This window comes from Chrysiogenes arsenatis DSM 11915 (genome assembly GCF_000469585.1).
Lineage (GTDB): Bacteria > Chrysiogenota > Chrysiogenetes > Chrysiogenales > Chrysiogenaceae > Chrysiogenes > Chrysiogenes arsenatis.
In genome coordinates this window covers 69,998-84,664 of record NZ_AWNK01000005.1, presented here as the reverse complement: position 1 = coordinate 84,664, position 14,667 = coordinate 69,998, and the positions used below count along the sequence as shown (strand labels likewise).

Annotated in this window: 11 protein-coding genes and 1 other RNA gene; 10 read left to right on the top strand and 2 right to left on the bottom strand. The window is 50.9% G+C overall.

The window, feature by feature from the left end; translation table 11 throughout:
* The first annotated feature begins 2 nt into the window (after positions 1-2).
* The 10 genes from dxs to polA all read left to right on the top strand — a co-directional run bounded on the left by dxs (position 3) and on the right by polA (position 10,760).
* On the top strand, positions 3-1,856 hold the full coding sequence (gene dxs / locus P304_RS0102710; protein WP_027389289.1) for a 1-deoxy-D-xylulose-5-phosphate synthase: 1,854 nt from the start codon (positions 3-5) through the stop codon (positions 1,854-1,856).
* Positions 1,846-2,199 (top strand): 30S ribosome-binding factor RbfA, encoded by a 354-nt coding sequence (gene rbfA, locus P304_RS15925; RefSeq protein ID WP_051321347.1) that lies wholly within the window; start codon positions 1,846-1,848, stop codon positions 2,197-2,199. Before dxs ends, rbfA begins: the two co-directional genes overlap by 11 nt.
* Positions 2,199-3,155 (top strand): DHH family phosphoesterase, encoded by a 957-nt coding sequence (locus P304_RS0102700; protein ID WP_051321346.1) that lies wholly within the window; start codon positions 2,199-2,201, stop codon positions 3,153-3,155. The genes rbfA and P304_RS0102700 overlap by 1 nt, the downstream gene beginning before the upstream one ends.
* The gene (truB, locus tag P304_RS13685) at positions 3,148-4,023 is read left to right on the top strand and encodes a tRNA pseudouridine(55) synthase TruB (protein ID WP_051321345.1); all 876 of its coding nucleotides are present in this window, start codon (positions 3,148-3,150) and stop codon (positions 4,021-4,023) included. The genes P304_RS0102700 and truB overlap by 8 nt, the downstream gene beginning before the upstream one ends.
* A 94-nt stretch (positions 4,024-4,117) precedes the next feature.
* Entirely contained in the window at positions 4,118-4,495 is a 378-nt protein-coding gene (locus tag P304_RS0102690; RefSeq protein WP_027389287.1) for a hypothetical protein, read from the top strand.
* An 18-nt stretch (positions 4,496-4,513) separates the two neighbouring features.
* Positions 4,514-4,873, top strand: an RNA gene (rnpB, locus tag P304_RS15970) — RNase P RNA component class A.
* A 30-nt stretch (positions 4,874-4,903) separates the two neighbouring features.
* Entirely contained in the window at positions 4,904-5,692 is a 789-nt protein-coding gene (locus tag P304_RS13680; RefSeq protein WP_051321344.1) for a dihydroorotate dehydrogenase electron transfer subunit, read from the top strand.
* A complete protein-coding gene (locus P304_RS0102680; RefSeq protein WP_027389286.1) occupies positions 5,689-6,612 on the top strand; it encodes a calcium/sodium antiporter in 924 nt (307 codons plus the stop codon). The genes P304_RS13680 and P304_RS0102680 overlap by 4 nt, the downstream gene beginning before the upstream one ends.
* A 17-nt stretch (positions 6,613-6,629) precedes the next feature.
* Positions 6,630-8,066: a peptidylprolyl isomerase gene (locus P304_RS0102675; RefSeq protein ID WP_027389285.1), complete on the top strand. Its 1,437-nt coding sequence runs from the start codon at positions 6,630-6,632 to the stop codon at positions 8,064-8,066.
* Between the two features lie 12 nt (positions 8,067-8,078).
* Positions 8,079-10,760, top strand: a complete 2,682-nt coding sequence (polA, locus tag P304_RS0102670) for a DNA polymerase I (protein WP_034763864.1) — start codon at positions 8,079-8,081, stop codon at positions 10,758-10,760.
* Positions 10,761-10,773: 13 nt separating this feature from the next.
* Here the strand turns inward: polA and P304_RS0102665 are convergent, their stop codons facing one another.
* Positions 10,774-11,811: a glycosyltransferase gene (locus P304_RS0102665; RefSeq protein ID WP_027389283.1), complete on the bottom strand. Its 1,038-nt coding sequence runs from the start codon at positions 11,809-11,811 to the stop codon at positions 10,774-10,776.
* Positions 11,808-14,651, bottom strand: coding sequence for an excinuclease ABC subunit UvrA (gene uvrA / locus P304_RS0102660; protein WP_027389282.1), 2,844 nt, complete (start codon positions 14,649-14,651; stop codon positions 11,808-11,810). Before uvrA ends, P304_RS0102665 begins: the two co-directional genes overlap by 4 nt.
* Between the last annotated feature and the right edge of the window lie 16 nt (positions 14,652-14,667).

Genomic DNA, 14,667 nt, shown 5'->3' with positions numbered 1-14,667 from the left:
CTATGAAAATTCTTGCCGAAATCAATGGCCCAGAAGATATCCAACGCTTGAATAGTGCGGAGTTAAAACAACTTGCCACCGAAGTCCGCAATTATATTGTCGATGTGACATCTCAAGTTGGCGGCCACGTTGCCAGTAATTTAGGGGTGGTTGATCTGACGCTGGCACTGCATAAAGTTTTTACTTCGCCACAAGATAAGATCATTTGGGATGTCGGGCACCAGTGCTATCCGCACAAAATCGTTACGGGTCGTCGCGATGCGTTCCCGACCATCCGACAGTTCGGTGGTTTGAGTGGTTTCCCGAAGCGGCATGAAAGTGTGCACGATCATTTGGATTCAGGGCATTCGAGCACGTCGATCTCGGCGGCGCTCGGGATGAGTGTGGCAAATCATCTTCAGGGGATACCCGGAAAAGTGATTGCGGTAATTGGTGATGGCTCTATGTCGGCTGGCATGGCGTTTGAGGGATTAAACAACGCAGGGCATCTGGATCGCGATCTCATTGTTATTTTGAATGATAATGAAATGAGCATTTCGGAAAATGTTGGAGCGTTGTCGAGCTACTTTTCGAAAATCATCAGTGGCAAAACCTACAATCGGATGCGCCGCGATATTGAAATAATTCTGGGGAATCTGCCGCGTGGCGAGCGGTTGATTAAAGCCGCGCGCAAGGTCGAAGAGGGTATTAAAGGGTTTTTAACGCCCGGTATTCTCTTTGAAGAGTTGAACTTTAAGTATTACGGTCCAGTTGACGGGCACGATATTGATACGATGGTTGAGTTTTTAAATAATTTGAAGACCCTTGACGGGCCGATCCTGCTCCATTTGATTACCCGCAAAGGGAAGGGGTATGCGCCGGCAGAAAATAACCCTTCGGCCTTTCACGGCTGTGGCCCGTATAACCGTGAAACGGGCGAAATTATGAAGTCGAGCGGTACGCCTTCATACACCGCGGTAGCTGGGGATACGCTGACGGAAATGGCGCAACATGATGGCCGCATTGCTGCTATTACCGCGGCAATGCCAGATGGGACGGGGCTCAATCCTTTTCGCGAAGCGCACCCCAGCCGTTTTTTTGATGTTGGTATTGCGGAACAGCATGCAGTGACGTTTGCGGCTGGTTTGGCGCTCAGTGGCATTCGCCCGTACGTGTTTTTGTACTCAACATTCTTGCAGCGGGCATACGATCAACTTTTGCACGATGTCTGTATCCAGAATCTTCCGGTCGTGTTTTGCATCGACCGTGCAGGAATCGTTGGGAATGATGGCGAAACGCATAATGGAACCTTTGATATTTCATTCCTCCGCTCCGTGCCGAATTTGACTCTCTGGTCGCCACGTGATGAAGAAGAGTTGCGCCAAATGATGTTGGCCTCGGTCGAATGGAATGGTCCGCTGGCAATCCGCTATCCACGTGGCAATGGTGTGGGGGCGAAAGAACGTCCGATGGTAAGCGACTTTAGTAAGTGGGAAATAGTAGTCGAAGGGTATCAATCGGTTGCCGTTATTGCTACTGGGCATATGGTTCCGATTGCTGAGGCGGTCTGCGACAAGCTTGGTGTCACGCTGATCAGCGCGCGTTGTGTGAAGCCGCTCGACGTTACTACCCTGGAAAATCTGTGCGGGGCGCATGCCCATCTTGTGAGCATGGAAGAGAATGTTCTGGCGGGCGGCTTTGGCAGTTCGCTTGCCGAATATATCACCACGCGCAGTGAAGTTGGGCCGCGGCTGCACATTATGGCATTGCCAGATCGATTTATTGAACACGGCGATCAGCCGACACTGCGAGCGCGTCTTGGCCTTGACGGAGCGTCGCTCACAACATTACTCCAAAGGATTCTCCATGAGTCATAGAACACAGAAAATCGGTGCCGTTATTCAGCAAGAGCTTTCAATGATTTTACAACGCGAAATGTCGCATAAGTGTGGCCTTGTCAACATTAACCGAGTTGATGTTTCGCCCGATCTCGCGAATGCCAAAGTCATGTATGGCCATTTTGGTACGCCGGAAGAAAAAGTGGAATTTGAAGCCTTCATCGAGCGGGCTTTGCGTTCACTGCAACATATGTTGACGCAATCGCTCCGTTCTATGCGTCGCGTACCCCGTTTAACATTCGTGCACGACACCAGCACGGAGTACAGTTTTAAAATTTCTCAAATGTTAGATGAGTTAAAGAGCGAAAAAAAGGGGGAGTAATGTCGGTTGTGCTGTATGACGAGCGGCCTCAGATATTTGAAGCTCTGGCATCCTGTAAAACTCCCGTGGTCATTTCTCACGTCAGTCCTGATGGTGATACACTTGGGTGCGGCATTGCGCTGTACCACCGCCTCAAACGGTTGGGGAAGTCGGTACAGCTTTTATGCGGCGATACCATCCCTCCTGAATACCTTTTTTTGCCGCACGCGGGTGAGTATCGGCAGCACATTACTGCAGGATATGATTTGGTAATTTGCGTCGATTCATCGTCGGCTGATCGCTTTGCGCCGTTTTTGGAAGAGGTCACGGTACCTATTATCAATATCGATCACCATATTACGAATTCCGGTTTTGGTACGTGGCGCTATGTGATAGGCGAAGCGCCAGCCACGGCTATCCTGATGTATGACATGTTGCGGTCGATGGGTGCTATTGATTACGAAGAAGCCTATGCGCTCTACACGGCACTCTTTACCGATACAGGTGGGTTTCGCTATTCATCATCGAATGCTGAAAGTCACCGTGTGGCGGCGGAGTTGCTGGAATTTGGCATCGACCCGTGGAGTGTGACGATGGAGATTTACGAGTCGATTCCCTGGCAAAAAGTGCAGCTCTATCGCCGTTGTCTGGCGAGTATTGAGCGACATAAAGGAGGAAAAGTCGCGACGATGTATATCACCGCGCAAGATCTTCTGGAGTGTCAGGCGACTCCTGCTGATACGGATGGGTTTATCAATTATGCCCGTTCGATTCAGGGGGTTGAGGTGGCAATGTTTGTGCGTGAAGACCGCGTCGGTTGTCATAAAGTTTCTTTCCGCTCTAAAGGGCTGTATGATGTTTCAGAATTGTGCGCTCGCTTTGGCGGGGGCGGACATAAAAATGCTGGTGGCTTTACGCTGGAGGCCGGCGACACTCAGGCTATCTTGCAGCAAGTATTGGCCTGCATCGATGTCTGATGCGATTTTTGCTATCGATAAACCGGTAGGGGTGACGAGCCACGATGTTGTAGCCAAAATGAGGCGCCTGCTTGGACAGCGCAAAGTTGGTCATGCTGGGACATTAGATCCTTTTGCTGAAGGGGTTTTGATTGTGTTAGCGGGCGATATGACCAAACTGGCACCATATCTTGATCATCAACGGAAGCGCTACCGAGCAACGCTGGCACTAGGAACACAAATGGACACGGGGGACTGCGAAGGGGATACGATAGCGACAGCGCCCGTACTACCGTTTGACGCAGCTCAACTCCGTCAGATTGAAGGAGTGTTCACGGGGACGATTACCCTGCGTGTGCCGCGCTATAGTGCGGTAAAAATCGGTGGCAAAAAAGGGTATGAATTAGCTCGCCAGGGGGTGACGTGTGAAATGCCACTTCGCGAAAACACTATCCATGCTATTTCCCTTGAAATACTCAATGAGCATACACTTTGCCTTGATGTTACCGTGAGTGGTGGCACGTACGTTCGTGCGCTTGGGGAAGCCGTGGCAGCGGCACTTGGCACGGTTGGTCACTTGACAACGTTAGCGCGATTAGAGTGCTGCGGTGTTTGTCGTGAAGAGTGCCATACGCTGGAAACTCTCACGAGGGATGGGGCGAGCACGATTTCGCTTTCACGGCTGCTGGGAGGATATCCCGCGTTCCAAGCAACACCATCGCAAGCGGAGTGGTTGCGCAACGGGCAGATTCCACGTGACGAACCCCTTGCTGTCGCGCCAGATCAAGACGGTTTCGTGGTGGTCTACAATGAAACTGGGGCTTTGATTTCCATTATTGATTGGGGTGCACAGAAAATTGCACGAAATTTTAGTGGTGTGGTACGATAGCATTTCGCACACATGCTTTTTTGCATACAGTTTTTTACTGACATATGACCCTGTGCAGACAGGTTCCAAGAATGTATCAATGAGGTGATGAAACATGTTACTCCAACAGGCTGCGGAGCAGACGAATTTGAACAGTGAAGAGATTCGGGCGCTGGAAAAACTCCTCAAGCGGGTCAAAGACAAGTATCAGAATGTGATAAGTACTATCATCATCTACGGAACAACGCTGCGCCAAGGGGCTGATGTGAAGCGGAAAGATCTTAACGTGCTCATCATCATGGGTCATAAAGATACGGATTTGGCACGCAAAATTTCTGAAATTGCCGAAAATATTGATAAAAAAGTGACGCTTGATCCGAAAGTTATTTCACTGGAAGAATACTGTACCGAAGCGCAATACGAAACGAGCTTCTACAATAAAGTGACTCAAGAAGGAATTGAAGTCTATAAAAACGCGGCCTTAGCCAGTTAATGGTATAAGATAGAGCGTATGGCAGGACGGATAGTCGCCGGTGAAGCAATTCACGGGAGGAAAGTCCGGGCACCACAGAGCAGGGTGGTTCGTAACGCGAACCGGGGGTAACCCTAGTGCAAGTGCAACAGAGAGTAAACCGCCAGCCCTTCGGGATGCTGGTAAGGGTGAAAGGGTGGTGTAAGAGACCACCGGCTCCATTGGTGACAGTGGAGGCCAGGTAAACCACACTCGGTGCAAGACCATATAGGAAGATATATGAAGCTGCTCGCTTCGTCTTCGGGTGGGTCGCTCGAGCTACCAGGCGACTGGTAGCCTAGATAAATGACTATCGCCTCGCAAGAGGTACAGAACCCGGCTTACAGTCCTGCCATTTTTTTATCTGTTTGGAGAATTCAGGAGCGTGAAGTGAAAGTTACGGTTATATCCAATACTCCCATCGGTGGAGCGAATTACCGGCTTGAGGTGGCAGTTTCAGGCGATTGTGTGCCACTGCCCGGTCAGTTTTGCATGCTGCAGGCCAATGTTTCCGGTTTTGATCCTCTCTTAAAGCGTCCGATTTCGATTGCTGACTTTTCCGTTGGTCGGATGAGTTTTGCGTATAAAGTGGTTGGCCGTGGTACGCAGATTATGACGACGTTTCAACCTGGCCACACGATAGATATTCTCGGGCCACTCGGGACGGGTTTTACGCTGCACGCTGAACCGGCAGTGCTCATTGGTGGTGGCGTTGGCATTGCGCCGCTCTTGCTGTTGGCGCGTCGTCTGATTGAACAAGGAACCCCTGTGACGGTTTTACTCGGTGCCGCGATTGAAGCTGACGTAGTGCTTCGTCAAGAGTTTGCCGCGTTGCCGATAGATCTGCGTGTGGCAACGCTTGATGGTTCGGCTGGTACGCAAGGGTTTGTTACCGGTTTGATTGCCGACCAAGAGTTGGCAGGAAAAGCGGTATACTGCTGTGGGCCAGATCCTATGTTGCGGGCAATTGCCCCTATGGCACATCAGCATGGAGCCGCTTTTTGCGAGCTTTCGCTCGAAGCGCATATGGCGTGCGGCATTGGTGTCTGCCTCGGGTGTGTTGTCGATACATTTGATGCCGAAAATACCGTCAGCCGTCAGCGTGTGTGCAAAGACGGGCCGGTATTTTCGTCCGAAGTGTTAGGCTATCATTTGCAGGGAGTTGGCTCGGTTCAATGATTATTTCTCTTTTTTTTCTTATTGCGGGTTTCTTTCTGCTTACCTACGGTGCCGACTATTTAGTGCGGGGAGGCAGTGCGTTAGCGGTTTCGGCTGGTATTCGCCCAATGGTGATTGGCTTAACTGTCGTCGCGTTTGGTACGAGTATGCCGGAAGCAGTCGTGACGATATTAGGGGTTATTCAAGGGGCGAACGATATCGCGCTTGGTAATATCGTTGGTTCTAACATCGCTAATATTGCGTTAGTATTGGGTGTCGCTGCGGTTATCCGCTCGTTACCGCTCGAAAGCGGTGTGTTACGTGCAGAAATCCCAATGGTAATTGTTGCCTCGGTCGCTTTCTGGTTGATGGGATTGAATGGGATGATCACTCTGGTAGATGGTCTGATTCTGCTCGCGGGGTTTGCCGGGTTTCTCTGGTTTTGCTTTCATAATCCGCAGTCAGTTGAAGAAGACGAAATTGTCCAGCAAGGGGCATTGTCGAAACAAAAGCGGTGGCTGTTTCTTGTGGGCGGCGTGCTTGGTTTGACAATAGGAGCACAAGTATTAGTTACGGGTGCTTCCGATCTAGCGCGTATGGCGGGGGTGAGTGAAGTCGTCATCGGCGCGACAGTCGTCGCAATAGGCACAAGCCTTCCTGAGTTGGTGACAAGCGCCGTCGCGGCGTGGAAAGGGAAGGTTGAAATTGGTGTCGGAAACGTGCTGGGGAGCAATATTTTTAATCTTGCGATTATAGGCGGCGTGACACTGGTTCAACCGGTTCAAGTTCCATCTTCTGTGGTGGCCTTTGATATTCCTATCATGGTCGGTTTTGCCTTGTTGCTCTATCCGATAGCGCGTCGCAAGCTCGACATTGGCCGTGGTGAAGGGCTGATTCTTCTCGCTGGATATATTTGGTACGTTACGTTTCTATTTTTATAATATGCAGGAGTTTTTTTATGATTCATGCGATGCGAAATGCCGGAAAGCCGGTCAAGATTGTTTTATGGCTTGTTGTCGTCACGTTTGTTGCGTCAATTTTTGTTGTCTGGGGTATTCAAGGCGGTAGCCAAGGGACGGCATCGTACGTGGTGCGAGTCAATGATACGGAAATCGGCCCGAATGATTTTAATCGTGCGTATAGCTCGGTGGCGGATTCGCTCAGTTCTTTGCTTGATCCTCAGAGTAATCCGCAGGCACGTCAACAGATTCGTGAGATTGTTATCAGTAATCTTATCAATCGTGCTTTGTTGTTGCAGGAAGCCAAAAAAAGCGGAATTCGCGTGAGTGACCAGGAACTACTGGCCAGTATTGCGGGCATTTCGGCATTTCAGGTTGATGGGAAGTTTGATGCAGAGCAGTACAAACAAGTGCTCAGTGCGAACCGATTGGTTCCGACCAAGTTTGAGGATTCGCAACGTGAAGCGCTTCTGGTAGAAAAAATGGAGCGTCGCATCATGGCTTCCCTCGTGGTGGGCGAAGACGATTTGCAACGTGAATATCAATGGCAGTATGGGAAAGTCGGCTTTGATTACCTGTTTATTGCTCCTGACCAATTCAAAGATCAGGTGGATCTCAGTGAGGATAAGGTACGTCAGTACTTTGATAACAACCAAGAGCAGTACCGCACACGTGAAAGTGCTGCAATCAGCTATGTTTCGGTTCCTTTTACTGATGACCTGGAATCGCAAAGGGCGGCTGCTGAAACACTCAATCAGCTGAAAGCGCAAATTGGTAGCGGTGGCGACTTTGAGTTTATGGCGAAGCAAACGGGTGGTGAGTTTGTTAAGACGGGAATTTTTGAAACCGTCAATCCGCCGGATGATATTGCATCCGAAGGGGTATTGCTGAAAGAGTTAAGCCTCATGCAAAACGGCGATTATTCAAGCGTTATTCGTGGAACGGATCGTGCTTTCCTTGTCCGTAAAGATGAAAGTTACCCCGCCGCTATTGTCCCTTTTGAGGAAGTCCGTGATCAAGTTGTCGAAGACTTTACCGCTCAGGAAATTCAGCGGATTGCCGCTGTTCGTGCCGAAGAGTACGCGAATAAAGAGCTGAGTGAAATTGCCCGCTTGACGGGTGCCGCTATCGATTCTTCTGAGCCAGCTCCATACAACAGTGCCGAAGCCGGTATGTTTTTTGGCGAAGAGGTTATGCGAAAAATATTTGAAGCAACCCCTGGCCAGACGCTCGGGCCAGTATCGGTCATTGGCGTGCCGGTTTTCTTGCAGGTTACGCAGAAAATTGATCCAGATATGACGGCATTTGATGAGAAAAAAGAAGAGCTGCGTCAGTATCTTGCGCGTAAAAAAGGGAGTGAATATCTGGCAAAATGGCTTGAAGAGCGTCGGATGAATGCCAAGATTGATGTCAATCGTGCGCTCTTTATCGATTAACGGAGCAATATGATGAAAAAACTCCTGCTGGTGGACGGAAGTTCATTTATTTATAAAGCCTTCTACGGGCTGATGCGCTTGTCAACACGGCAGGGGTTTCCGACACATGCTATTTACGGTTTTCGCAATATTTTAGAAAAATGCGTTGCAACCCTACAACCAGATGCGGTGCTGGTAGTATTCGATACGCCAGCACCTACCTTTCGCCACGAACTGTACGCCGAGTATAAAGCGAACCGTCAGAAGGCTCCGGAAGATCTCGTCGTGCAAATTCCCCACATTAAAAAGATGGTACCTGCGCTCGGCTATGCGTTGCTGGAAAAAGATGGTTTTGAGGCTGATGATTTGCTCGGTACTATTGCCGTTCATCGCCAACAATGGGGCTATGATGTTGTTGTTATTGCCACTTCGGATAAAGACTTAGGACAGGTTGTCAGCCATGGCGTGCACCTGTACGATACGTCAAAAGAGAAGTTGCTCAATGCGGATGGCGTAACGGAAAAGATGGGTGTTCCACCGGAACGGGTACGCGATTTGCTGGCGCTGATGGGTGATAGTTCAGATAACGTTCCCGGTGTTCCCGGAATCGGGCCGAAAACAGCGTTAAAACTCCTGAGCGAGTATCATACGCTCGACAATCTGCTGGATCATGCGGATACGGTCAAAGGGGCAGTTGGTGAAAAGCTGCGCCATTCGCGCGAGTTGGCACACGTATCACGTGAGCTGGTGACTATCCAGTGTGATGTGCCGCTGCAGGCCGGCGATGTTCCGATGGCTATTCGTAAGCCGGATGTTGCTGCTTTGCGTGGGCTGTATCAGGAACTTGAATTTCATGCATTGGTTGATGCACTGCCTGCGGAGATACAAAGTGAAGAAAGTCTTTTTGCCCCATCGCACTTGGAAGCAAAGAGTGATGTGTTGAGCCATTACCAGCGGCATATTGTGAGCGATGCGTCGCAGTTTGCGGCGCTGCTGCGTCAGTTAGCGGAAGTGGAGGTGCTTGCGCTTGATACCGAAACGACCAGCACCGATCCGCTGACAGCAGCGTTGGTTGGTGTGAGCCTCGCGGCATCTGACCAGTCGTGGTATCTGCCGTTTGCGCACACTGCACCGGATTCGCAGAACCTGTCACACACCTGCCTTGAGCAATTACTAAAAGCGCTTGATCGCACTTGTCTCACTATTGTCGGACAAAATCTGAAGTTTGACCTGAACGTGTTGCGCACTGCTGAAGTGCCAATCCCCGTTCTGCCACAATACTTTGATACGATGATCGCTTCCTACCTTCTGGATGCCAATCGACGTGCCCACGGGTTAGATCAACTGGCCGCTGAGTTTCTGGGTCATACCATGATTGCTTTTGCCGACGTAGTCGAATCAGGTGAAACGTTTGCCGATGTGCCCATCGATAGCGCAGCCGAATATTCCTGCGAAGACGCCTGTGCAACGCTTGAGCTGCATCGCCATTTTGCTCCACAACTCCACAGTCTTGGCTTACAAAAACTCTTTGACGAGATTGAAATGCCGTTAATGCACGTACTTGCCGAAATGGAACGGGTAGGTATTGCGCTTGATGTTGAGCAGCTGCGATTGACGGGCGATCATTTGAGTCGACGATTGTACGAAATCGAAGAAACCATATTTACCCTTGCCGAAGAGAATTTCAACGTCAATTCGCCCAAGCAAGTGGGAGCAATTTTATTTGAAAAAATGGGGATTCCCCCTAGGAAAAAGACCCGTACCGGATATTCAACTGACGTGAGTGTTTTAGAAGAACTGGCTGGCGAATACGAAATTGTGCGTTATCTGTTACAGCATCGTACGATTAGTAAGTTGCTTGGCACGTATGTAAATACCCTTGGGACGATGGTGAATCCACAAACTGGGCGCATTCATACCTCATTCAATCAAACGATAACGAATACGGGGCGCCTTTCTAGTTCCGACCCGAACCTGCAAAATATCCCGATTCGCACCGCTGAAGGGCGGGAAATCCGCAAAGCGTTTGTGGCCGCACCCGGATATTGCTTTGTCAGTGCCGATTACTCCCAAATTGAGCTGCGCATTGCGGCGCACATGGCGAATGACCCCACAATGATAGCGGCCTTTTGTGACGGGCGCGATATCCATGCCGAAACAGCGGCGCTGATTTTCGGACGCGCGGATGACGAAACGCGTCGCATGGCGAAAGCGGTCAACTTTGGTATTCTGTACGGTATTTCGCCATTTAAACTGGCGGGAGATCTGCATATTTCTCGTGCCGAGGCCAAAGCACTGATTGAAAGCTATTTCTTACGCTACCCCAATGTGCGCGAGTACGTGGCCAGCCAAATTGATTTTGCACGTACGCATGGCTACGTCTCCACGCTCTTTGGACGCAGACGCGAATTGACGGATATTAACAGTCGCAACCGCAATATTGCCGAAGCTGCCGAACGCAACGCGGTGAATATGCCGATTCAGGGGACAGCGGCTGATATTATCAAAATTGCGATGAATACCATTGCGCCAAAACTGCCAGCCTATGGGGCGCGGATGGTATTGCAGATCCACGATGAACTCCTCTTCGAAGTGCCACTGGCCGTCAAGGATGAGGTCGAAAAACTCATCCGTTACGAAATGGAGCACTGCGTAGAGTTTCGCGTACCGCTGACGGTTGATGTGGCGTGTGGTGCCAGTTGGTATGAAGTGTAACGGTTCGCCGATTTTAGGGTTTGTTGTGTAGCTTGCTCAGTACCCTGTCGCAAAGCGTTGCCGGTAATGTAATGACAGAAAGCCGTTCCAGTGACGGCACCATAGCTTCTCGCCCTTCCCAGAACGTGGCGAAAACTTCCCAGCCGTGCACCTTGAAATCTGCCTCGCGGCACACCTGAGCCGCACCTTCGCGTGAAAAATAATCCGCATTGCCATACTGATGATCATACGCTGCGTAGGGAAATGGGATAAATAGTGTGGGAACTTTCGCTGCCATCAACTCAAATGCAGAGCTAGCACCACTGCGTGCCAGAGCGCCGCATGCAGTGGCCATGAGTTCCTGAATGTCATCACGAAATGCGAATGGGTGATAGTTGTGCGGAATTGTTTGGTAGCGCGCCATAATCTCTTGCATGTAGGGTTCGTAGTTGCGCCCACCTACCTGATGGTAGATGGGGACACCGGTATGTTCAATAAGTTGTGGTAACGAGTGTGCCACAAAGGTATTCAGGCTGATACTCCCCTGTGACCCTCCCAGAATAAGCAGGTGTTGCCGCTCACTCCATGGGCGCAATGGTGGTGTTTGGCGCAGAGGCAAACCGACGGTTTCGCCAAGATTCCCAAAAGCACTAAAGGTAGCGGTAGCGATCTTCGCAAGCAATGTGTTGGTTAAACCGGTCACACTGTTTTGCTCATGGAGAAAAAGGGGGATACGTTGAGTTGCACCAGCCAATAGCGCTGCCGCGCTGGCATATCCGCCAAAACCGATCACCGCATCCGGTTTGATGGAGCGGTAGAGAGTCCGCAGCGTGACAACTCCTGCTGCGAGCTGGCGCAATGCCGTGATGCGTTGACCGATCGACTTGCCGAGGACGCCACTGAGTTCGAGCAGCGTATGCTGCGGGGTGAAGTTTTGAATCAGTTGCGCTTCGATCCCTTGCGTGGCACCAATGTAATAAGTTTCAATCCCGCGCGCGGTAAACTCTTGCAGCGTGCTCATGGCGGGGTAGAAATGGCCGCCGGTGCCGCCGCCACTGATGATGATTTTCATAGGAGTCCTTTCGAAAATATCCGCTTCAAGTACTGTCCCGTATACGACTGTTCGCACTGTGCCAGCCCTTCCGGCACCCCACTGTAGAGGAGTTTTCCGCCACCGCCGCCCCCTTCAGGGCCAAGGTCGATAATGTGGTCGGCACATTTGATGACATCAAGGTTGTGCTCAATTACGACCACAGTATTTCCGGCATCGACGAGCTTATTCAGCACTACAAGCAGTTGCGCGATGTCATGGAAATGGAGTCCGGTGGTTGGTTCGTCCAGAATGTAAACGGTGTCGCCTGAGGTGCGGCGTGAGAGTTCTTTGGAGAGTTTAACCCGTTGCGCTTCGCCACCGGAAAGGGTGGTTGCCGCCTGACCCAGCCGGATATAACCAAGACCGACGTCGCGCACGGTTTGCAGTTTATGTTGTATTTTCGGGATATTTTCAAAAAATTCCCACGCCATGTTGATGGTCATGTCCAGTACATCGGCGATGGTTTTTCCTTTATAGGTTACTTCAAGTGTATCGCGGTTGAACCGCTTGCCGTGACAGGTTTCGCAGGTCACGTAGAGGTCAGGCAGAAAGTGCATTTCAATTTTAATCGTGCCATCTCCCTGACATGCTTCGCACCGTCCCCCTTTGACGTTAAACGAAAAGCGCCCCGGCTTGTAGCCGCGCTTTTTGGATTCAGGCGAACTGGCGAACAAATCACGTATTTCAGTAAATACACCGGTATAGGTTGCGGGATTGGAACGCGGTGTGCGGCCAATGGGAGTTTGATCGATGGCGACAATTTTTTTGATTTTTGCATCATGAATGTCAAGCGTGTTGAATGGGCAAGGGGCATTGGTGCCATCAACTTCGCTCCGCAGCGAAGCGGCGAGGGCAGGAAGGAGCGTGTCTATGATCAGGGTCGATTTGCCGCTGCCACTCACGCCGGTCACGAGGGTCAATGTGGCGGTTGGTATGGTAATGTCAATGCTGTGCAGGTTGTTGCCGCGCGCACCAGTAAGGGTGATCGCTCCGCTCCCTTTGCGACGATGGGTGGGGAGAGCAATTTCGAGTTCGCGCGAGAGATAGCGTCCGGTCAGGCTGTGCGTGGAAAGAGCGATCTCATCCGGTTTTCCCGCGGCGACTACTTCGCCACCGAGCCGTCCCGCACCTGGCCCCATGTCGATGACGTAATCGGCTTGACGGATGGTGTCTTCATCGTGTTCAACGACTAAGACGCTATTGCCGTTGTCGCGTAACCCTTTCAAGGTGGCAATCAGTTTATCGTTATCGCGTTGGTGCAGGCCAATACTCGGCTCGTCAAGGATGTATAATACGCCCATCAAACGCGAACCGATTTGTGTCGCTAGGCGTATCCGCTGCGATTCGCCGCCCGAAAGGGTGCTCCCTTTGCGATTCAGCTCCAGGTAGTCGAGGCCAACATCGTCAAGAAACGAAAGCCGTTCGCGCACTTCGCGCAGGACGCGGTCGGCAATATACTGGCGATGGCCTGGCAGTTGCAATTCGCGGGCAAAATGAAGGGCTTGACGTATGGAGAGCGCACAAAAACTGGCGATAGAGATGCCACCGACGCGCACACTTAGTGCTTGCGGATTGAGCCGTTGCCCTTCACAGGCGGGGCACGGTTTTTCGGTCATATATTTCTCGACATACTCTTTGATATAGCCAACTGATGTTTCCTTGTGCAGGTTTTGCAGGTAGCCGATAACCCCTTCAAAACGCATCTGCACAGTACGCCGGAACTTGCCTTTCTCGGGAATCAGCGAGAGTTTATCTGGCGAACCGTACAGGAGAATTTCCTGCTGCTGCCGCTCAAGTTGTCCCCACGGTGTATCAAGATCAATGCGGTAGTGGCGCGACACCCCGTCGAGCGTTTCCCAGAAACGTTGTGAGCTTTTGGTCGCCCATGGGGCAATCGCCCCTTCGCGCACGGAAAGTCGTGTATTGGGAATAATCAGCCGCTCTTCGAGTTCGAGTGACGCGCCAAGGCCGCTACAGTTCGGGCAGGCACCTTCGGGTGCGTTGAAGGAAAACAGACGCGGTTCAAGTTCCGGCATACTGACGTTACAGTCGTGACAGGTGGCGGACTCACTCATGAGAATTTCACGATTGTCATCAGGGAGACTCACAAGTATCAATCCTTCAGAATAGGGGAGCGAAGTTTCGATGCTATCGGTTACGCGCCGCTCAATTCCTTCTTTCACGACGATGCGATCGACGACGATGGCAATATCATGCTTAATGTTTTTTGAAAGCTTCAGCTCCAGCGCCGCATCGATTTCGTAAATTTCGCCATCGATACGGACACGGGCAAATCCTTTTTTCTTAAAGTCTTCTAGGAGTTTACGGAATTCCCCTTTGCGGTGGCGTACCACCGGCGCGAGAATCATCAATTTCGTGCGTGGCGGCAGGCTGCAAATGGTATCGACCATTTGCTGTACGGTTTGCGATACCAACTCTTTGTCGCACGAATGGCAGTGGGCAGTGCCTGCACGGGCATATAAAAGGCGGAGGTAGTCGTAAATTTCGGTAATAGTGGCCACGGTCGATCGTGGATTTCGGCTGATACTTTTCTGTTCTATGCTGATGGCGGGGCTGAGCCCTTCGATAGCATCCACATCGGGTTTATCCATCTGTTCTAAAAACTGTCTGGCATACGCGGAAAGCGATTCGACATAGCGCCGTTGCCCTTCTGCGAAGATGGTATCAAAGGCAAGAGTTGACTTGCCACTTCCGCTGACTCCGGTGATGACGACAAGTTTATCACGGGGAATATCGAGGGAAATGTTTTTCAGATTATGTTCTCTCGCGCCACGAATGGCGATATGGTCGAGTGCCAAGGTACTATACTCCATT